Here is a 20449-nt window from a genome sequence, read left to right on the forward strand (position 1 = left end):
ATTGACATATTAACTATTTTTATGTATTATTATACTATCAGCAATTCATATCAAAGTATTAACAATGAACAACTCTATACAGGAAAAAAAGGGAAATCCAGTAGTTACACTCAAAGCTCAGGCAGAAAAGTTTAATTTTAGTATGCTAAAAGCGCGTGAAGATAGTGTTGAAGCGAAATCTGGTTATCAGGCGTATCAAGACATTGACAGAATGGATTTTACTATTAATGGTCAAAGTGTAGATAAAATCTTAATTAAAGCACTGATAAATAAAGACAAAAAAGAATTTGACAAGGTTTGGGCAGAACATTACAAAAACGAAAAAACTCCTGATAATAAAAAAACTGACCAATACAAAAAGAAATTTGAAAAATTTTACAATCTCGGTGCAGATTATGCTCACCTATTACCAAAGGAAGAGAACGGAAATTATCGACCATTTGTAAAAGAAGTTTTTAAGGAAATATTTGAATGTGCTGAAGTTCAAGTTCCAAGCGATTCTATCCTCGAGGAGTTAATTGTTAATTGCAACCAAGCAGGGTATGAAGCTATTGTATTTATAGAATCTCAAATTGCGCTTGAACAATATTCACTTGTAGTACGTTCCCCTGAAAAAGTTATAAATATCGATTATGTTAACCAAAATAATGTGAGTATTAGGTCTGATATGAAACTACCGATACTCTTCCAAGAGAGTGATGGTCAATTCGGTGACAAGGTATGTGATCTATCCAGCTCACTGGAATTTACACTTGAATCTCAAGATGGGAAAGATGATGTGATATATAAAGATGGCAAATTGTCACTTACTGTGCCCCGAAAATTGAGAGATTACAAAATTGATGGCAGAAGTTTATTTGATATTATTAAAGAATATTTCTACAAATTCTGCGAGAAGTTAGGGTTCAAGTTTGAAGTAGAAATAGAGCATGATTTAGGTGATCCGATGAGCTACCTCGAAGAGGTAGCTCTGCCCATTCATAGCAATGAACACGAAAATGCACCCTAAAACTAATAGTTAAAATATTTCAAGCGCTGTTAGCTTATTTGCATAGTCAGTTGTACTAGACGCAACTTAATCTGACAGAAAAACTAATATCAATCTCTATGTTTGATGCTACTAATATTTTTCTAAAAAGCAATATGCTTGCTATCAAGAAAAGTCTGCATAGCAATATTTACCTAAATGAGGCCTTGTCTCAATTCCTAAATATAGCTGTGATTTTCTGGTTTATCATAGCCCATATCAGTCAAAATGCGCGATAATAGCACCATCAAAGAAAGATATATTAAAAAGATTAGCGGCAGTAATTGCAGTTTTCTCTGTTTGCCATAGCAACTCTTGAGTAGGTATCAATAATAATGATAATCTATATATCTGCTATAAAACCTCGAGATCCGTAGAATAGGGCTGACTAAGGTTCTCATACATTCCTGTATGCTGAGAACATAAAAGCTCTTTTGATTCTATTCCTAAATCCTCAAGTATTTGCTCCTGTTCAGCTATAAGTTCTAATAGCCCTGTTCCACTTTCACTTACTTCACTTCGTTCAAGACACATAAGTTCTGTTAACTCTGCTATGTCTTCTCTAGAAAGCTGATTTTTTTCAGAAAAAGTTGCTTCACTCATATGGTCCTCTTTTTGATATAAAGAGTATCTTATACAAGAGAATAACTAAAATAATCTAAACTCTTGTGTCATATTTGTAGCTTGGTGTAGTTATATGGTACATTTCAGATAAGAGTACTGATTATCTAATTGTAGGAGAAGACCTAGTCAAAATATAAAAAAGCAGTGGAATTGGGGGTGGTAAATTCAGAAGTGTCTGAATAACTGTGTGAACTAAGTTCGGAGGAGAATAGTATCAAGAAAGGAGAAAATTATATGGTCTTACCTTTATTGATGTATTAATTGAGAAGAGTTCTTCAAAGTTAATGTTTTGTTAGTTGTTTTATACTGAAATAGGCATATATAAATAATTAGGAGAATGTTATGCGGTCTAATTCCAATTCACTTAATAAATACGGATATGTATCTGATGCAAATGGATTGTCTCACCAAGAAATGGGAATGTATGATGATTTAGGAAGATATGAAGTTGCTGATGAAGATATGATGTACCAAAAAAACTATGGTATTATTGGTGATAGTTTAAAAAAAATAACAAATCTGACTGGAGATACAGCAAAGAGTATAGCAGATTACCTTATTAAACCTGTTAGTGATCAGGTTGCAAAGCAAATCGTTGTTCCATTAGGAACAGAGATTATAAGTAAAATTGTCGTACCTATTACAAAGAAAGTTGCAGAACAAAATCAAGACATGATAAAAGAGCTAACAGATAAACTCATGGTTCGCGTGGAAGATTTTGCTCGGTTACAAATAGAAAAATTAAAAGAAGACGTAAAGCAAGAGATAACATCAATACCAGGTAAAGTTTTAGAGAAGATAAAACCTTCTTCATGGCTTCCATGGAAAGCAGAAAGTTTGGATGAAGCTTATTCTGACACTTATGTACCAAATGATATAGATGAATTTGCATGGTAGAGCTTCAAGGTTTAGCAAAATGTTTTTTGGTTTATATTCGCTTGAGGTTAACATCATTGGCATTAAGCTTTTTTTAATGCTAAATGATCTTACTGTATATCTACAAATTCTTCCTGTGATTTTCAACTCTAGAGGTTATGTTTAAATTATAATATCTACCAAAAAAATAGTCATTTTGCTTGGATATTTGATATAATTTAGATCTATTAAAGCAAAAGCATGAATGAAGTAATAACATTTGGTTGTCGTCTAAATTTCTACGAGAGTGAGTTAATCAAAGAAGCATTAAAAAAAGCAAAGAGAGAAAATGTTGTTGTAGTGCATAGCTGTGCAGTGACAAACGAAGCAGAACGCCAAGTGAAGCAAAAAATACGTAAGATCTATAAAAACGACCCAAGTAAAGAAATTATCGTAGTTGGCTGTGCCGTTCAATTAGATCCTAAATCATATAGTGATATTCCTGGTGTAAGTAAAGTGCTAGGTAATCAAGACAAGCTAAGAGCTGAAAATTATCTACTAAATAATGATGAAATCTTAGTCAGTGATAACCAAGTAGAACCTATTCTCATTAATGGATTTGAAGATAAATCAAGGGCATTTATTGAAATTCAAAATGGTTGTAATCATAGTTGTACATTTTGCTCAATTACTGAGGCAAGAGGAAATAATCGATCTGTGCCAGTAAACAATATTATAGAGCAAATTAAGATTTTTATAGAAAATGGGTATCAAGAAGTGGTGTTTACAGGTGTTGATATTACTGACTTTGGTACAGATTTGTTTGGTAAGCAATCACTCAGTTCAATGATTAGAAGAGTTTTAAAGGATATACCACAGTTAAAGAGACTAAGACTTTCCTCTATTGATGTTGCTGAAGTTGATGATGAACTAATGGATTTAATAGCTAATGAGTCAAGACTTATGCCTCACTTACACTTGAGTCTACAGTCTGGTAATAATTTAATACTAAAGAGAATGAAACGTCGTCACAATAGAGAACAAGTGATAGAATTTTATCATAAAATGAAGAGCTTAAGACCTAATATAGCATTTGGCGCTGATATTATTGCTGGATTTCCAACAGAAACTGATGAAATGTTTCAGGATACAGTTGATTTACTGAAAAAAATAAATGTAGTTTATCTACATGCTTTTCCATATTCAGAGCGGAAAAACACACCTGCTGCACGGATGCCACAAATACCAGAGAATGTACGTAAAGAACGAGTAAAGCATCTAAGAGAAATAAATAAAGAAATGATGAGCAGTTTTTATCAATCTTTGCTCGGCACTGAGCAAAGCGTTTTGGTTGAGCAGAATAATATTGGTAGAACAGAAAATTTTGCATTAATAAAACTTACATCAAGAGTTCAAGCTAAAAGTATTGTGAAAGCTCATGTTAAAGGAATAGAAAATAATTGTTTAATTGGAAATATTATTTCTTAATTTTTGTACATTAAAGGAATATATGATATAGTAGTTATACTATAAGTGATAATTCATTTATGATAATTAGAATATCTATTGCTTTATTTTTCATCTTCATTCCGTGTGTCTATTTTTTTATTACTTATATCAGTAACAATACACACATTGAGCAAGTGCAGCCCTTAAAATTAGAAACGGACAATAATGAAAGTGTGATACATTCTGAAGAAGTTACTGAAAAAGAAGTGCCAATAAAATGTCAAGAACTTGAAAGTAGTTCACCTTCTGTTTTCCAAGTAGCTAATCAGAAAAATATGTGGCCAAGTATTGCAGATCAAGCTGAACCTACAAAGGAAAAATCAAAAAAACTTGATTTCTATGTTAGTGCTAATGGTGGTAAGATATATTCTGATAGCTCAGAAGTATTTGTGGAGGGTATACGTGCAATAGGAAAAAGAATTCTTGCTTTAGCTGAGGGCCGTTATGGTGGTTTTCTTTTAGACCTATTCTTAGGAGATGAAATTAAAAACATAAAAAAATTTAACGGTAAAATTGATTTTCAGTGGCTTAGCAGCATATCTGTAGGTTACTATGCTGGAGAAAATGGCCGAGTTGATTTTGAGACCATGTATTCTAAAGTCAATATTGAAGATAGTAACTCTCCTCCGGTATTTGATAAATCAGCAAGTGTATCTGCATTCTTATTAAATTTTTACTATAACCCTAATGTTCAAAATACTCAATTTGCTCCGTATATTGGTCTTGGTATAGGATCAACAGTTTTTAGATTAAAAAGGATTGATAAATCATCTAAAAATTTAATGCCACTGAATGTTCCTTGGCTTGTTTATCAAATAAAGCTTGGTGTTGATTACTCAGTAATTCCAGAAGTTAAAACCTTTCTCGGCTATCGTTACTTTAATATTCCAACACCTATTGCAGACGATATATCCACTCATAATATTGAAGTTGGTTTGATGTTTAATTTTTAGTAATAATATCTTTTCAATTCTAATATCCTGATTTCCATTCAGAAATTTGATAAATCTATCCATATCTTTAATCTTATGGCCATATCCTTTGTGATAGCCTGAAGATGGTTTCTGTTTCTTTTTTCCTTTTCCTCCACAAATATATTGGTTTTATGCTCACTAAATTGGTGAGCATGTTACAACGTTTTTGACGACGAAAAGACTGGATAGCTACTTTCATGACAACCATTTAGTTGTCTTTTCTCGTCTATCTTATTTTGTCACTCTGCTGAACAGATACTAAAGTACTAGCTTTTGTGGGTTGATGCACAATTCTATCAGAAGTTTTGTGACTATAATTGCAGAAAACATCGAGCACAGGATTCCTATCGATAAAGTGACAGAAAACCCTCTAATTGCTCCGCTACCAATAATGAACATTATTCCTGCAGCAATCAGTGTAGTGAGGTTTGAGTCAAGAATTGTTTTTATTGCGTTTTTAAATCCTTCTTCAATGGCACGAGCTGTTCTTTTTCCTGCTCTTATTTCTTCGCGGATGCGTTCAAATATTAAAACATTTGCATCCACTGACATGCCAACAGTTAGCGCAATTCCAGCAATTCCAGGGAGAGTAAGAGTTGCTTCAAGTAAGGTAAGAATGAGTAGTATAGAGATTACATTAAAAACGAGTGCAACAGACGCTAATAAGCCTAATTTGCCGTAAGTAATGATTATAGATAAACCAACGGCTATGATAGAGATTATTGCTGCAATTTCTCCTGCTTTTATTGACTCTTCTCCAAGGCTTGGACCAATGTTTTTTTCTTCAATTATTTTAAGTGGTGCAGGTAGTGCACCTGATTTTAAAAGTATTGCAAGTTCACTCGCTTGTTTTTCAGTGAAATTACCGCTAATTTCTCCCTCTCCATTTAGAATAGGTTCACGTATTGTTGGTACAGTTAAGACTGTGTTATCTAAAACAATTGCAAAAGGCTTTCCTACATTTTCTTTAGTAATTTTTGCAAATTTTTTACTTGCTATGCTGTCGAATTTGAAATGTACTGTTGGTTTACCTAAATTGCCAAATCTAACTGATGCGTTAACTAATGAATCACCGCCTATTTCAGTTTTGCGGAATATCGGGTAGGAATTACCCAAAGAATCCTTGAGCATAATCGTAGTGTCATGATCGATATCTTGCATTTTAGCTACATTGGTGTTTGCCAAATGGAAGGCCAGCTTGGCTGTTTTGCCAAGCAGAGATTTTATCTGCTGAGTGTCTTCTACTCCAGGAACTTGGACTAATATCTTATTTTGTCCTTGTTTTTGCACACTTACTTCCTTAGTACCAAGCTTATCTAAGCGTCTTTGAACATTAACTATTGACTCTGAAACTACTTCATTGATTAATGAATTCTTATAATGCGGTTTATATGAAATGAAAATTGCAGTATTTTTTCTACTCAATTCTAAATTTGGGTTTATTTTATGTATTAACGTTGAAACTTTTTTGTAATCATCAATATTATTTAAAGTTACAACCACTTGTTTATCGTTTTTTGCGCTAAATTCAATCTTTTGTGTTAACAGACCTTCTTTTATTTCATCGGTTAGCATGCTTAGTTTCTCTTTGAAGTAAAAATCTAAGTCTACATTTAGAAGCAGAGATGATCCACCTTTCAGGTCAAGCCCTAAATTTATTCTCTTTTTTGAGGTAAAGAACTTATTATCAATAAAATTTGGCAGTATTATATATAAGGACAGCAAAAAAATTAGTAACACTGAAAGAGATTTAACTATTATCTTGTTTGGCATAAATTTAAACTATATTAGTGCATTGTAGACCGAATAGTTGCTAATCACAAGCACCTAAAAGATTAGGACCGCCTAAAGCCCTGATCTATAATTGATGGTCTGCGTTTGTTTTTCTAAAATATCATTATAAATCCATGAATGAGGTTCAGAGGTAGCTTTAAGATTCTCTATTTGTTTATTTTTTCTAATGCTATCAATCGGAAGGTAAATGCATAAACCAAGTATTGAGAAAGTAACTATGGTAGCTGGTATGTGAATAGCAAGAAATTCACTATAACTTGGATCTTTCCAACCGAGAGGACTAGATAGAGAAGGATGAGAGGAAAATCTGGGAATTGCTACTACTGAACTTAATGCTGTTAGAATAATAGCGACAGTGGCACCTACAAGGGGTAAAATATTCTTTTTATTAAATCTGCCATTAGAATCTTTTAAAATATCAAACATACATACTCGTCGATTACTAAATGTTCGTGATACTATGCACTAATTATAAAGTATTCAATAACTAAACTGGAGATAATAAAAAATGGACATAGAATATAGACATATAATATGAAGGATATATGCTAGTTAAAATAGGTACGAGAGGAAGCGACCTTGCGATCATCCAAGCTTTGGAAGCAAAACAAAGATTATTAGAGTCTTTTCCTAATCTATCCGTTGAGATCATTAAAATCAAAACTTCTGGTGATAAATATGCTAATGTAACCCTTGCTGAAATAGGAGGTAAAGGACTGTTCCTCAGGGAGATTGAGGCTGAATTACTCAAAAATAATATAGATATGGCGGTTCATTCGCTAAAAGATGTACCTGCGTTTTTCTCGAAGGACTTAACAATTCCTTGTGTTTTAGAGAGGATAAGTCCATGTGATGTATTTATTTCTCATAAATATAAGAGCCTAAAAACTTTGCCACAGCAGGCTACAATTGCAACTTCTTCAATAAGAAGAAAAGTTCAGCTGTTAAATCTCAGGCCAGACTTAAATGTAGTGACACTGCGTGGAAATGTGACAACTAGACTGCAAAATCAGAATTTTGATGGAATGATTTTAGCTGAAGCAGGGCTGATAAGATTAAAAAAATATCACTTAATTACAGAGGTATTGCCACCAAAAGTCATGTTAAGCGCAGTAGGGCAGGGGGCAATTTGCATTCAATGCCGAAAGAATGATATAAAAGTTATCGATCTTTTAGAGAAAATTAATAATAATATGTCTTTTATAAGGGCAAAATCAGAGCGCAGTTTCATGAAGACAGTAAATGGTTCATGCTTTACACCGCTTGCAGCTTTAGCAGAATATGTGAGTGAAAACATGCTACATCTTTATTGTATGTTAGCGGGCGAGAGAGTTATATACTTTACTGAACGCACTTCGTTTGTAGAAGATGCAGAAAAAATGGGTATGGATGCAGGATTAGAGTTAAAATCAAAATGCTTATAAGCTTACCTAAAGTATGTGGAATCTACCGTTATAATGTTTCAATGTCTAAAATGACTTGGTTAAATGTTGGTGGCCAAGCTGATGTACTATTTAAGCCACGTGACATTGAAGATCTAATGTGCTTGATAAAAGATGCGGAGTTACCAATTAGCGTTATCGGTGCAACATCCAACATAATAATTCGAGATAGTGGCATTCGAGGAATAACGGTGAAATTAGGTAAGGAATTTGCGTATATTAAATGTAAAGATAATAGCTCCATAGTTGCAGGTGGTGCTGCACTGCTTAGTAACCTTGCCTACTTTGCAGGGGAACAGCAAATTAGTGGGCTTGAGTTTCTTGCTGGAATTCCAGGAACAGTTGGCGGTGGAATAGAAATGAATGCAGGTGCATATGGTAGTGATATTGCGAGTGTTGTAAAATTTATAAGGGCAGTGAATCTAGAAGATGGAAATTTATATGAATTCTCCAGCGAAGAAATGGGATATTTTTATCGTGGACATAGTCTAAAAGGCAGGTGGATTTTTATTGAAGCTGAATTTAAAGGAGTAAGTTCAGAGTATGAGCTTATATTGCAAAGATTGAAAGAAGTTATTGATAAAAAAAATAAAAGTCAACCAGTAAGAGGAAAAACTGCTGGTTGTATATTCAAAAATCCAATAGGCTGCAAGGCATGGAAACTGATTGATGAATCTGGCTGCCGAGGATTAGATAATGGTGTAGCTAAAATTTCTAAGAAACATTGTAATTTTCTACTCAATTACAATAATGCAACTGCACTTGACTTAGAAAACCTTGGCAACAGAGTAAAAGATGCAGTAAAAGATAAATTTAACATTGAACTTGAGTGGGAGATAAGGGTTTTGGGTAGGTAACTTCTAACCTTCTCTAATATGACCTATTTCAATTGAGTACACTTCAATTTAAGTCCAAGGTACACTATTTTGCGAGGATAATTTATGCTTCCTTTGAAGAAAAGCATTCTTTTATTTTTTCAATTACCGGCTCTATAATGTAGTGATTTATTTTCTTAATCATAGGTTCTACAATCATATTTACAACAATAAGGCCTGTAATTGGGGCAATAATTCCTATTGTCGCACCCATCAAAACTGCTGATCCTGTATTTAACATTACACCAGGAAAAATAGCACCTATAGCTGCACCAAGACCAATCCCGATTGCAGTGCTAGTAACGCCCATACAAAATATAGGGAAAATGCATTCTCGATTTACTTTATCTTCCTTATAATCACAATATGTAAGGTATGCGATAGATAATATTGTAGAAACAGCAGCAATAATTCCACCTATAATGGAAGGTGATAAAATTGCGAAACTTGGACCAAGACCTACAAGCACTCCTATTGAAATATTCATTCCCATTAATATTCCAACAAGGATTAACTCTTCTTTAGTTTTTTTATCCATACCCCTCCTTAACACTTAATTAATAATAAAATGTTACTCATCTTTACTTAACCTGTAAAGTTATCTTAACCTAATTTCAAAAATTATTGTATAATATCATTTTGAGGTTTTATTTTCAATGCGCAAACTTGCAATACTCTTTTCTATACTGTTTGCGGTAATTGCTTACTATTTAAACAATGAAGTAATATTTGAAATAGCAAAGCTATTTAGCGATATATTCATCAGTCTGTTGAAATTGATTAGCTTACCTTTAGTTTTTCTATCTATAGTGTCCACAATTTCAGGGCTTAAAGACTCAATTGAAATTAAAGTATTACTTAAGAAGACGCTGTTTTATACGCTGCTTACAACCATTATAGCTGCATTTGTTGCGCTATCTTTCTATTTATTCATAGATCCAGTAAGAAAAAATTTCATAAGTAACACAATAGAAAGTGTGAGTGACAGCAACCACAATTACTTTTCATACTTAAAATCACTCATTCCTTCGAATTTTGTGCAAGTTTTTCTTGAAAATAATGTTATTGGTAGCATATTGATTGCTTTTTTGATGGGTGGAGCTATTATTTCGCTCTCAAAAGAAAAACAAGATATATTACACCAAATATTTTCTGCACTATTTGATACACTTCTTAGAATTGCTCAAGGGTTATTAAAGTTTATTCCTCTTGCTGTATGGTCTTTTATCACATGTTTTTTATACGAGTTAAAAGGTGGCAGCGAATTCCATAGTCTTTTTTGGTATTTTGCTTGCATAATGTCTGCAAATTTCGTGCAAGCATTTGTGATTTTGCCACTACTCATGTGGTATAAAGGTATATCACCAATTCAAACGATGAAAGGTGTTATGCCAGCACTTACACTTGCGTTTTTTTCTAAATCATCTAGTGCAACGCTGCCTACAACTATAGAATGTGTGCAAAATCAGCTAAAGGTACCAAAGAAATTGTCATCTTTTATTCTACCAATATGCACAACAGTCAATATGAATGCGTGTGCTGCATTTATTTTAATCACAGTGATGTTTGTTGCAGAGATGAATGGGCACACATTTTCCTTAAGTGAGATGTTCATATGGATTTTTTTAGCTACAGGAGCTGCAATTGGTAACGCTGGAGTGCCGATGGGGTGCTATTTTATGGCAACTAGTTATTTGGTATCAATGAATGTTCCTTTGTACATTATGGGATTGATTTTGCCTATTTATACAATCATTGATATGTTTGAAACTGCAATAAATGTGTGGTCTGATATCTGTATAACGCAGATAATTAATAAAGAATTTCAAACTCAAGAATGATATTAGATAATACAATAATAAAAGAATTTGAAGAGGCTGGTGCGATTTTGCACGGACATTTTGTACTCTCGTCAGGGCTGCACAGCAACACTTACATACAATGCGCTAAAATTTTTGAAAATCCAAGCAGAGCAATGAACGTTTGTGAGCTATTGGCGAATAAAATAAGAAAAGAGCTTATTGAACCCATAGATTTAATACTATCTCCTGCGATTGGTGGAATAATCGTGGGTTATGAGATTGGTAGACAGCTTGGAATCCGAACAATATTTTGCGAACGTGTTAATGGTAAATTTGAATTACGCCGTGGATTTGAGATTAAACAAGGTGAGAAAATCTTACTAATTGAAGATGTGATTACCACAGGTAAATCTTCACTTGAAGCAGTAAAATGTGCAGAAGAGAAGGGAGGTAAAGTTGTTGCTGGAGCTTCTTTGATCAAGAGAAATAGTGAAACAAAACTGCCCTTTCCTGTAATATCTTTGATTGAACTAAATATCAAAAACTATAGCGAGGAAGAACTGCCAAGTGAATTAAAACAATTACCTATAATGAAACCTGGGAGTAGAGAATATTTAACAAAATAATTCTATATATGGCTAAAGTGATTCAGTAACTTTTACGTGTTATATGTTAATCTTTTTGCATCAAAGTTAGATATTACAGTTTATTTTCCTGTATTCGTTCAACAGAATGGCAAAATAAGATAGACAAATAAAGATATAAAGTAAAAACAATAATAGGTGTCATTCCGGTTCGTGACACTTGCTTTATGTAGTTTCATTGAAAACGTTGTTTTTATTATAATACCTCCTATGATTAGTTTGCTTGTGAGCACCAGTGTCTGGGCACTGGAATGACAAGAAAAGGCTACTTGAATGACAGGAAAGGAACTACTAAAACAAATAGGTGTCATTCCAGCGCGTGACGCTGTAATCCAGAAAGGAAGGGAGTGTTAAATAAACCATACGCGTCAAGTTAAGGAAAAGTGGTATAAGGAAGAAAGGAAACGAAAAAAAACTATTTTATATATTAAGTAATAAAGTTATTAATTTATAGGTTCTTCTGAAAAAATCATCTTCTTCTAGATAAGAACTCCCTAAAAAAATAAATGTAACAAATAAAATGCCCATCTCAAATGTTGCTATATTTCACGATATTTCCTTAACTTGACGCGTATGGTTTATTTAACACTTCCAATAAAAAAATATCAAAGTCATCATATTATATCACGAACCTTTTCCAAGACTTTTTTCATATTTTCGCTTGAAAGTGGAATTAAGCCAAGCCTAGATAAATATCCACCTTCAGTACTAATAGAGTCTATAACTTCTCTAATGAATTCCCTTAATCCATCAACAGTATCTAAGTGTTCTTTCTTTATATAAAGATATAAAGGCCTTGCTAACATATACTCCCCCGATGATATATTTTTATAAGTTGGCTCAATTCCTGCGATTGTGCTTCCTTGAATCTCATCTTGGTTTTTCGCTAAAAAGCTGAAGCTAAATATTCCTAAAGCATTTTTATTGCTCTTCAATTTTTGTATTATTATGTTTTCATTAATTCCAACTTCTATATATCTTCCATCATCTCTGATATTACTACATGCTTTCTTTCTTTTTTCTTGGTCTTGATAATTCTCTTTGAAAATCCTTGAGTTCATACATGAATATTGATCAAGCATAATAAAATTAATCAAAGTTTCATGTGTACCTGTATTTTGATGTGGGCCATAGATTTTAATTTCTGTTTTTGGTAGAGCTTGATTTACATCAGACCAAAATTTCTTGTTATTCTTTACTAATCTATCATTGTCTTCAGAATATGAAGATAAAGTTTCAAACAGGTCATTTTTTGTAAAATCAAATCTATGGCTTTGATTTGAATTTGCAATAACAATTCCATCATAGCCAATTATGATCTCTATTACTTCATTCACTTTATTTCTTTTACATAATTCTCTCTCTACTTCCTTCATAGGGCGAGATGAAGTAGTGATATCTGGTGTGCCTTCCCCTATTCCTGAACAAAACATTTTGAACCCTGATCCACTTCCTATCGATTCTACAACTGGAGTTTTAAAGGAAAATATACGGCTGAATTCTTCAGATATAAATGAGATAAAAGGAAAAACAGTTGAAGATCCAACAATTCTGATATATCTTCTGGCATCAACATTTGACAGTGGGATGAGTAATACAAATGCAAAAATAAGGAAAAGGCGTTTCAGCATCGTTTTCGCTCAAGAGTGTAAACTTAATTATCGTAATAAAAAATCAAACTGAAAAGCTTTTTTTCTAGATTTCAAAAGGTATAACGATCAAATGTGTGTGTAATGATGAGATCTGAATCACAGCATTCATACAACTGTATCTATATCGAATCCTCTTATGTTTTTCAATACTGAAAAATTCTTTCATATTAACTTAATGATGCAATATATCCTTTTCTTTAATAGATAAGTCATCATCGACTTTTTTTACATTATCATCAGTAATGTTTTGTATTTCCTTTTTGGCAACATGAAAATCATCTTCTGAGATTTCCTTATTTTTCTTCATTTCCTCTATTTCTTCCATAACATCTCTGCGTATATTTCTAATTGCAACTCGTGCATTTTCAGAAAATTGATGCAATAATTTCACTAATTTTTCACGAGTTTCTTGTGTTAAGTCTGGAAGAACTATACGTATAGTATTTCCTTCAACAACAGGATTTAAATTCAGGTTAGCATTGATTATCGCATTTTTTACTTCACCGATAACAGTAGCATCCCAAACTTTAACTGATAGAGTTTTGTTATCTATAGCTGAAACGCCTGCAACTTGGTTCAGTTTTTGATGTCCACCATAGATATTTACAACTATACCATCAAGTAATGATGCGTTAGCTCTACCAGTACGTACACCTTTCATATCATCGTGAAAAGACTGAATAGTTTTTAGCATTCTTTCTTTTGTTTTAGCTTTTATTTCGTTTAACATAAATTACCTAATGTTTACAATCTGAAACTATAGTATAAGTGCCTTGACCCTTAATAATATCAACCATTTTTTCTCTTTTTAAAGAAAAAACTACAATTGGGATAGAATTCTCACGAGCAAGTGAAATTGCTGATGCATCCATAACTTTTAAATCACGAGTTAGCAGATCTGTATAAGAAAGCCTATCATACATCACAGCATTCTCATTTTTTTTTGGATCGGCAGAATATACACCACTTACTTGAGTACCTTTTAAAATAACATCACAATTCATTTCAACAGCACGTAAAGCTGCAGCTGTATCTGTAGTAAAAAATGGGTTACCTGTGCCTGCTGCAAAAATGACCACTCTACCTTTCTCTAAATGATGAATAGCCTTCCTTCTTATATAAGGCTCACATATAGTAGTCATGGGTATAGCAGACAACACCCTAGAGACTATAGAGCTTTTTTCTAAAAAATTTTGCAAAATTAAAGCATTAATGACAGTACCAAGCATTCCAATATAATCACTGCTTGCTCTTTCACAGCCACTTAAAGATGCTGATGCACCACGAAAAATATTCCCACCACCAACAACAATACAAACTTGAACTCCGAGATTACAAACTTCAACTATGTCTTTGGATAGTTTATCTATAACTTCCATATCATGGCCAAATAGCTTTGATCCCATCAAAGCCTCCCCAGAGATTTTGAATAACACTCTGGGGTACTTTACTTCTGAAGTTTTGTTACTTATTTGCACCATCCAAAGTAAGTAACTTATAATTAGCTAATTTAACAGCACTTGATTCTATAAAATCAGCAATCTTCATTTTATCATCTTTTATAAACTTCTGCTCTAGCAGAACAACTTCTTCATAGTATTTAGCCATTCGTCCATCTACTATTTTTTTCGCTACCTCTTCAGGTTTATTTAAGCTCTTTACTTGCTCCTCGATTATAGAACGCTCATTTTTTAATTTTTCTTGATCTAAATCATTTATAGATAAAGCTTCAGGTTTCATAGCAACTACATGCATAGCTATTTGCTTTCCAATCTCTTTTTTATCACCAGATGACTGCAATGCTACTAAAGCACCAATCTTACCTAAGCCAGGCATATCACCATGTACGTATCCAGAAATAATCCCATCTTTAGTCTCTAGGTAGCAAAGATTGCTTAACTCTAACTTCTCACCAAGAACCGATGTATCACTCATAATAGCTTCCTGCACTGTACCAACATCTTCATATTTTGCATTTTTTAACTCATCAAGACTAGTACAACGTTCTTGACAAGCAATTGATGCTAAATTTGAAACTAATGCTATGAACTTCTCATTTCTAGCAACAAAATCAGTTTCACAATTGACTTTAACCAATACACCATAATTTTTAGCCAAGCACATAGCAATAAGCCCGTCCGAAGCTACTCTATCAGACTTTTTGTCAGCTTTAGCAAATCCTATTGTACGCAACCTATCAACGGCTTTCTTAATATCACCATCACACTCTTCTAACGCTTTCTTACAATCGCTTAAGCCAAGCCCTGTTCTATCGCGTAATTCCCTTATACTACTTGAATCCATCTTCATTTACTTACTATTACCTCCTTTTCTGTTTCAACCTTAATACGCTTCTTTTTAGTTTGCACAATATCCTCTTCTTTTTCTTGAATAAGCTCATCATCCTTAACTCTAGACCTTGTCAAACTAGACTCTATTCCAGCTAATATAGAATCAGCAACTAATTTACAATAGAGCTCTATTGATTTTCTTGAATCATCATTTCCTGGTATAGGATAGGCAATACCATCTGGGTCAGAATTGGTATCAAGTACTCCAACTACAGGAATACCCAGTTTTTTGGCCTCTTTAACCGCTATATGCTCTTTGTTAGTATCAATAATAAATAAAATATCAGGAACTGCTCCCATTTCTCTAATTCCACCCAATTCTTTATCAAGCTTTTTTCTTTTCTTTTCAATGTTTCCTAATTCTTTTTTTGTTAAGATGCTATCTTCATCATTGGATATTTTCTCATATTGTATCAAAGTTTTTATCGAAGAAGAAACAGTGTTCCAATTAGTAAGCATACCACCAAGCCATCGATCATTTACATAATACTGACCACAACGAACTGCTTCACTTGCAACAATATCTAAAGCTTGAAATTTTGTACCAACAAATAAAATGCGACCATCTTGAGATGCAACATCGTATAAAGCTTTCATCGCCGCCTCTAACAATGGTAATGTTTTTCGTAAGTCTATTATGTGTATACGATTCTCTTGATGTATACCATATATATATGGGGCCATTTTCGCATTCCAGCGACTAACTTTATGGCCAAAATGCACACCAGATTCAGCTAAATCACGTATAGTGACTTTAGGCAAATTTGTCATATTTACTCCTCCAAATAGTTTATCCTCCATGGCATAACCCTAACGGGACTACTTGCATAAGCCATGTGTGAAATTAAGTTATTTACATAGTAATAAAAAAGACAAAAAAGCGCAAACAAAAAATATTGACAAGTGGCAACACGTTGATTAGCTTTAAGGTTGCAAACGTTAAAAAGCAATGGGGGGTGTAGCTCAGTTGGTTAGAGCGCATGCCTGTCACGCATGAGGTCGTGAGTTCAAGTCTCATCACTCCCGCCATTACAGCAGAAACATCTTAAAATTCTTTAACTTTCTTATTAATTTGAATTAATTTCTTTCAGAGACTTGACATGATATTGTAATTGCTGCTTAATCTATTTAATTTTATCATTAATAATTGGGATTAAATATGTTCATTTCTGAGGTTTTTGCGGCAGATGCGACTAACAATGTATCAGCATCTGTTGCTAGCTTTATTCCACTCATTTTAATATTTGTAGTATTTTATTTTCTCATTATTCGCCCCAATCACAAAAAACTAAAAGAACATAGAAGGATGATAGATCAAATAAAACGTGGTGATACGGTTATTACTTCTAGTGGAATAATAGGTGAAGTAAACAAAGTTGACGAAGTAAATGCACAACTAATACTAGAAATAGCACCAAAAATTGAAATAAAAATCCTAAAGTCTGCTATATCTGAAATCTTAAATAAAGAAATTCAAAAGCCAGTAGCTAAATCTATTGAAAAAAGCAAAGTTGAAAAGAATGGCAAGAAAAATAAACTAGAGGAAAGTAAAAAAGACAAAAATGCTTCATAATTTAAGAAGTGTGTGGAATATTAGGTATAGTAAGTAGCGGTGATTCAGTAATACCAACTTTACTAACCGCGTTGCAAAAATTGGAATACAGAGGTTATGACTCTTCAGGTATAGCAATTATAAATAATAGAGGTAAGATAGAAGTAAAAAAATCAGAAGGTAAAGTTGAAAGATTGTGTGAAGTTGTTCATGAGAGCAAGATATCTAGTAGCAAAGTTGGTATAGCACATACTCGTTGGGCTACACATGGAGCTCCAAATCTTAAAAATGCTCATCCCATTTATATAAATAATGTTGTTGTTGCTCATAATGGCATAATTGAAAATTACAATATATTAAAAAAGGATCTGGAGGAAAAGGGAGTATCTTTCCACACCGATACTGATACAGAAGTGATACCAAACATATTAACTTCATATCTTGATGAAGGGTTATCACCAGTTGATTCTATATTACAGTGTCTAAACAATTTACAAGGTTCACTTGCTTTGGCTTTATTATTTGCAGAATATCCAGATACTTTATTTGTTGCAAAAAGAAATTTGCCTTTAGCAATAGGATATAACTGTAATAAAGTGTTTGCTGCTTCTGATACTAATACTTTGAATTCATTTGTAGAAAAAATATTGCATTTAGAAGATAATGATATTGCAGTAATAAAATCTAACGAATTCAGTATATATAATAATGGTATACAAGTTAAACGCAGAACAGAAAATAGCAGTCCAAGAAATTTTCTAATTAGTAAAAATGGTTACCCTAGCTTTATGCTAAAAGAAATTTTTGAGCAACCGTATGCATTAAACAAAACAATAAATCAATTTTATAAACAATATAAAGAAATCAACAAAGAATTATTTTCTGAACTAGGTTACATTACTATAGTTGGATGCGGTTCATCCTATTTTGCTGGACTAATAGCAAAGTGTTGGCTGGAAAGTATTGCTCAAATTCGGGTATATCTAGAAATCTCGTCAGAATTTAGGTATAGCAGCGTCAAGCTCGAAGAAGGTAGTATTGGCTTATTCATTTCTCAATCTGGTGAAACTGCAGATACTATGGAAGCACTACGTTATGCGAGATTGCAGAAACAAATGATCATTAGCATAATTAATACATTTAATAGCAGCATAGAAAAAGCCTCAGATATTGTATTGCATACTCTTGCTGGACCTGAGATTGGTGTTGCTTCGACAAAAACCTTTTCTACGCAGCTTGCAATTTTAGCATGCTTTGCTGTAGAGCTTGGAAAAATAAAAGGTATACTGGGTAGAGAGAGGATAAAGGAACTAAGCGGTGCTATTAATTCCATTCCCGAACATGTAGAGCATGTTTTGAATGTGATGGAAATACAACATATATCAGGCAGTATATTAGAGCACAATAATATAATTATAATTGGGAGAGGAAGCTCATATGGAGTTGCAATGGAAGGTGCATTGAAGATAAAAGAGCTTTCATATATCAACACAATTGGTATTGCAGCGGGAGAAATGAAGCACGGTTCTATCGCTTTGATAGACTCTACTGTACTTGTTATCGCAATTATTCCTTACGATAATTTATTCTTTAAAACGCTATCCAATATACAAGAGATTATTGCAAGAAAAGGTAAAGTAATTGCCTTTAGTGATAAGCAAGGAGTACCGCTCTTAAAGGGAATTTGCATAGATGTGGTGCAACTTCCAGAAGTTGACAATTTTGTTTCTCCAATTATCTACAGTGTTGCTATGCAATTTCTTGCTTATTCTATTGCAGAAAAAAAAGGGTTAGATGTAGATTGTCCGAGAAATTTAGCTAAATCTGTCACAGTTGAGTAACTTATTTAAAGTGAGTTGCTAATTAACAGCTCTAATTATCAGTTATAAATTACTGAATTTTACTAATAAATTCATTAGCCCTCTGCGAAAGAATATGTAACTAATGTAAGGATGAGAGAGGCTAAAATCCACGCCTCAAATTAACAAGATTTGCCATTATGGTTACTAGACACAACTTAACCTAGCAAGCAAGAATTAACTAACAGAAAAATTGAAAACTAATATCAGTCTCTTATGTAATGCTACTAATATTTTTCTAAAAGCAATATGTTTTCTATTCAGGAAAGTCTACATTGCCATAACAATATTTACTAGAATGAGGTCTTGTCTCATTGTAAAAACACAACCAATGATCAACGTCTATCTGAAGATCTTCTAATGAATTGTAGATTGTTTTACAAAAAAAGAGGAGTAAATGAGAGTTCAGTAACTTGATTATAGAGTTGTACTGCCTTTCCATATTTGAAGCAAGTTGTTATTCTATCTCAAACCGTAGCACAAAGTAAATATGGCAATTTACACTAAAATTTTCTGTTTATGATTTATATTATGTAAAGATACTATTTGACCTTGAGCTTTAAAGATATTATGTAATAGCATTATTTAATATGCGAGGTTTATTATGGCTAAAGTAAATGCAGGTGAAAGCGCAAGAAAGCTCAAAGAAATTAAATTTCAGCTTATGTCACCAAAAAAGTCCAAAAGTAGTCAACAAATGTCACCAAAACGGAGTCGGAATTCTGGTGAAAAGCTATGGAATGCATTAGAATCGTTACAAGAAGCAAAATCAGAGTTAAAAAAAAGAAAGTTTGAAATAGAACTAAAAAAAGACACTGAAATATCAGACGAAGGAATAGAAAAAGTAGTGGAATTGGAAAGGAAAACAGAAAAAGAGATAGAAGAAATAGCAATGCCAATATCAACGTTACTACTTAAGGAAACAATAATAAAATTACAAGGAACAAAAATAATAAATTTTTTAAAAAAATTAGAAAAACAAGTAAAAGAAATGCAAGAATTATGTAAGAAACTAGAATTAAATGCTAAAATAGAAGAAGAAGATCTAAATAAGCTCGAGGACATAAAGAAAGAATCAGAAAAGTGTTGCAGAGAGTTAGTGAGCTATATGCCTAATTCAAATAATCCTAGAATGTTGTACACTGCTGTTATTGGTGTTGGTCTTGCTGTTGGGCTGGTAGCAAGTACTATACTTGAACATACAACTAGACTAAGTATGTTAGCAATAATTGGCATAGCTACATCATCTGCACTCGTAGCTGGTGGTGCTACATATGCAGCACTAAGACCTAATACTAAAATAGATGAATCAAAAGAAGTCCAAATAAAGAGTTCTCATCACTCACTTTCCTAATCACACTTTAATTCAAACTTTATCAGTTTTATTCAAGTTGCTTCTAAAAGGAGAATATCAATGGTGTTCTCCTTACTGATTTGGTTAAAATGCAGAAAACGCCTATGTCAAAATTTACACAGATGTTAAGTGCTG

The 20449-nt window shown here is 32.9% G+C and carries 20 protein-coding genes, 1 tRNA gene and 1 pseudogene; 12 read left to right on the forward strand and 10 right to left on the reverse strand.

Annotated features, from left to right (window positions below; all coding sequences use genetic code 11):
• Positions 1-64 precede the first annotated feature (64 nt).
• Positions 65-1009: a hypothetical protein gene (locus OOK82_RS00690; RefSeq protein WP_264704277.1), complete on the forward strand. Its 945-nt coding sequence runs from the start codon at positions 65-67 to the stop codon at positions 1007-1009.
• A 372-nt stretch (positions 1010-1381) separates the two neighbouring features.
• Here OOK82_RS00690 and OOK82_RS00695 read toward each other — a convergent pair whose 3' ends face one another.
• Entirely contained in the window at positions 1382-1630 is a 249-nt protein-coding gene (locus OOK82_RS00695; RefSeq protein ID WP_007301923.1) for a hypothetical protein, read from the reverse strand.
• A 363-nt stretch (positions 1631-1993) separates the two neighbouring features.
• Here OOK82_RS00695 and OOK82_RS00700 point away from each other — a divergent pair, with 363 nt between their 5' ends.
• The 3 genes from OOK82_RS00700 to OOK82_RS00710 all read left to right on the forward strand — a co-directional run bounded on the left by OOK82_RS00700 (position 1994) and on the right by OOK82_RS00710 (position 4968).
• Complete coding sequence (locus tag OOK82_RS00700; protein WP_264704278.1) at positions 1994-2548, forward strand: hypothetical protein; 555 nt, start codon at positions 1994-1996, stop codon at positions 2546-2548.
• A gap of 219 nt (positions 2549-2767) precedes the next feature.
• Entirely contained in the window at positions 2768-3994 is a 1227-nt protein-coding gene (mtaB, locus tag OOK82_RS00705) for a tRNA (N(6)-L-threonylcarbamoyladenosine(37)-C(2))-methylthiotransferase MtaB (protein WP_010402133.1), read from the forward strand.
• Positions 3995-4053: 59 nt separating this feature from the next.
• The gene (locus OOK82_RS00710; protein WP_010402131.1) at positions 4054-4968 is read left to right on the forward strand and encodes an outer membrane protein; all 915 of its coding nucleotides are present in this window, start codon (positions 4054-4056) and stop codon (positions 4966-4968) included.
• Between the two features lie 279 nt (positions 4969-5247).
• On the opposite strand, the gene secD is transcribed toward OOK82_RS00710, so the two are convergent.
• Both secD and OOK82_RS00720 read right to left on the reverse strand, forming a co-directional pair.
• Positions 5248-6762: a protein translocase subunit SecD gene (gene secD / locus OOK82_RS00715; protein ID WP_010405309.1), complete on the reverse strand. Its 1515-nt coding sequence runs from the start codon at positions 6760-6762 to the stop codon at positions 5248-5250.
• A 72-nt stretch (positions 6763-6834) separates the two neighbouring features.
• A complete protein-coding gene (locus OOK82_RS00720) occupies positions 6835-7209 on the reverse strand; it encodes a hypothetical protein (protein ID WP_264374926.1) in 375 nt (124 codons plus the stop codon).
• A gap of 119 nt (positions 7210-7328) precedes the next feature.
• Here OOK82_RS00720 and hemC point away from each other — a divergent pair, with 119 nt between their 5' ends.
• A complete protein-coding gene (hemC, locus tag OOK82_RS00725; RefSeq protein ID WP_064085264.1) occupies positions 7329-8207 on the forward strand; it encodes a hydroxymethylbilane synthase in 879 nt (292 codons plus the stop codon).
• Positions 8198-9082, forward strand: coding sequence for a UDP-N-acetylmuramate dehydrogenase (murB, locus tag OOK82_RS00730; protein WP_012481841.1), 885 nt, complete (start codon positions 8198-8200; stop codon positions 9080-9082). The genes hemC and murB overlap by 10 nt, the downstream gene beginning before the upstream one ends.
• 82 nt (positions 9083-9164) lie before the next feature.
• Here the strand turns inward: murB and OOK82_RS00735 are convergent, their stop codons facing one another.
• A complete protein-coding gene (locus tag OOK82_RS00735) occupies positions 9165-9638 on the reverse strand; it encodes a hypothetical protein (protein WP_264704279.1) in 474 nt (157 codons plus the stop codon).
• Between the two features lie 118 nt (positions 9639-9756).
• On the opposite strand from OOK82_RS00735, the gene OOK82_RS00740 reads away from it, so the two are divergent.
• Complete coding sequence (locus OOK82_RS00740) at positions 9757-10941, forward strand: dicarboxylate/amino acid:cation symporter (protein ID WP_010402120.1); 1185 nt, start codon at positions 9757-9759, stop codon at positions 10939-10941.
• Positions 10938-11528 carry an orotate phosphoribosyltransferase gene (gene pyrE, locus OOK82_RS00745; protein ID WP_010402118.1) on the forward strand — a complete coding sequence of 197 codons (591 nt, stop codon included), beginning with the start codon at positions 10938-10940 and terminating at the stop codon, positions 11526-11528. Before OOK82_RS00740 ends, pyrE begins: the two co-directional genes overlap by 4 nt.
• Positions 11529-12160: 632 nt before the next feature.
• Here pyrE and OOK82_RS00750 read toward each other — a convergent pair.
• From OOK82_RS00750 to rpsB, 5 genes are all read right to left on the reverse strand, one after another.
• Positions 12161-13177, reverse strand: coding sequence for a substrate-binding domain-containing protein (locus OOK82_RS00750; RefSeq protein ID WP_010407224.1), 1017 nt, complete (start codon positions 13175-13177; stop codon positions 12161-12163).
• A gap of 193 nt (positions 13178-13370) precedes the next feature.
• A complete protein-coding gene (gene frr, locus OOK82_RS00755) occupies positions 13371-13928 on the reverse strand; it encodes a ribosome recycling factor (protein ID WP_017532537.1) in 558 nt (185 codons plus the stop codon).
• A gap of 7 nt (positions 13929-13935) precedes the next feature.
• Positions 13936-14679: a UMP kinase gene (gene pyrH, locus OOK82_RS00760; RefSeq protein WP_010407219.1), complete on the reverse strand. Its 744-nt coding sequence runs from the start codon at positions 14677-14679 to the stop codon at positions 13936-13938.
• Positions 14663-15508 (reverse strand): translation elongation factor Ts, encoded by an 846-nt coding sequence (tsf, locus tag OOK82_RS00765; protein ID WP_010407216.1) that lies wholly within the window; start codon positions 15506-15508, stop codon positions 14663-14665. The genes pyrH and tsf overlap by 17 nt, the downstream gene beginning before the upstream one ends.
• On the reverse strand, positions 15505-16320 hold the full coding sequence (rpsB, locus tag OOK82_RS00770; protein ID WP_139686382.1) for a 30S ribosomal protein S2: 816 nt from the start codon (positions 16318-16320) through the stop codon (positions 15505-15507). The genes tsf and rpsB overlap by 4 nt, the downstream gene beginning before the upstream one ends.
• A 181-nt stretch (positions 16321-16501) precedes the next feature.
• Between rpsB and OOK82_RS00775 the strand changes: the two genes are divergently transcribed.
• From OOK82_RS00775 to glmS, 3 genes are all read left to right on the forward strand, one after another.
• Positions 16502-16578, forward strand: a tRNA-Asp gene (locus OOK82_RS00775).
• A 130-nt stretch (positions 16579-16708) separates the two neighbouring features.
• A complete protein-coding gene (yajC, locus tag OOK82_RS00780; protein WP_006012489.1) occupies positions 16709-17122 on the forward strand; it encodes a preprotein translocase subunit YajC in 414 nt (137 codons plus the stop codon).
• 8 nt (positions 17123-17130) lie between these two features.
• Complete coding sequence (glmS, locus tag OOK82_RS00785; protein ID WP_264704280.1) at positions 17131-18942, forward strand: glutamine--fructose-6-phosphate transaminase (isomerizing); 1812 nt, start codon at positions 17131-17133, stop codon at positions 18940-18942.
• Between the two features lie 232 nt (positions 18943-19174).
• On the opposite strand, the pseudogene OOK82_RS00790 reads toward glmS, so the two are convergent.
• Positions 19175-19351 (reverse strand): annotated as a pseudogene (locus OOK82_RS00790) (IS481 family transposase); the annotation flags it as partial.
• A 213-nt stretch (positions 19352-19564) separates the two neighbouring features.
• Here OOK82_RS00790 and OOK82_RS00795 point away from each other — a divergent pair.
• A complete protein-coding gene (locus OOK82_RS00795) occupies positions 19565-20314 on the forward strand; it encodes a hypothetical protein (protein ID WP_010407202.1) in 750 nt (249 codons plus the stop codon).
• The last annotated feature ends 135 nt before the right edge of the window (positions 20315-20449 follow it).

The organism is Wolbachia endosymbiont (group B) of Apotomis betuletana, assembly GCF_947250475.1.
Lineage (GTDB): Bacteria > Pseudomonadota > Alphaproteobacteria > Rickettsiales > Anaplasmataceae > Wolbachia.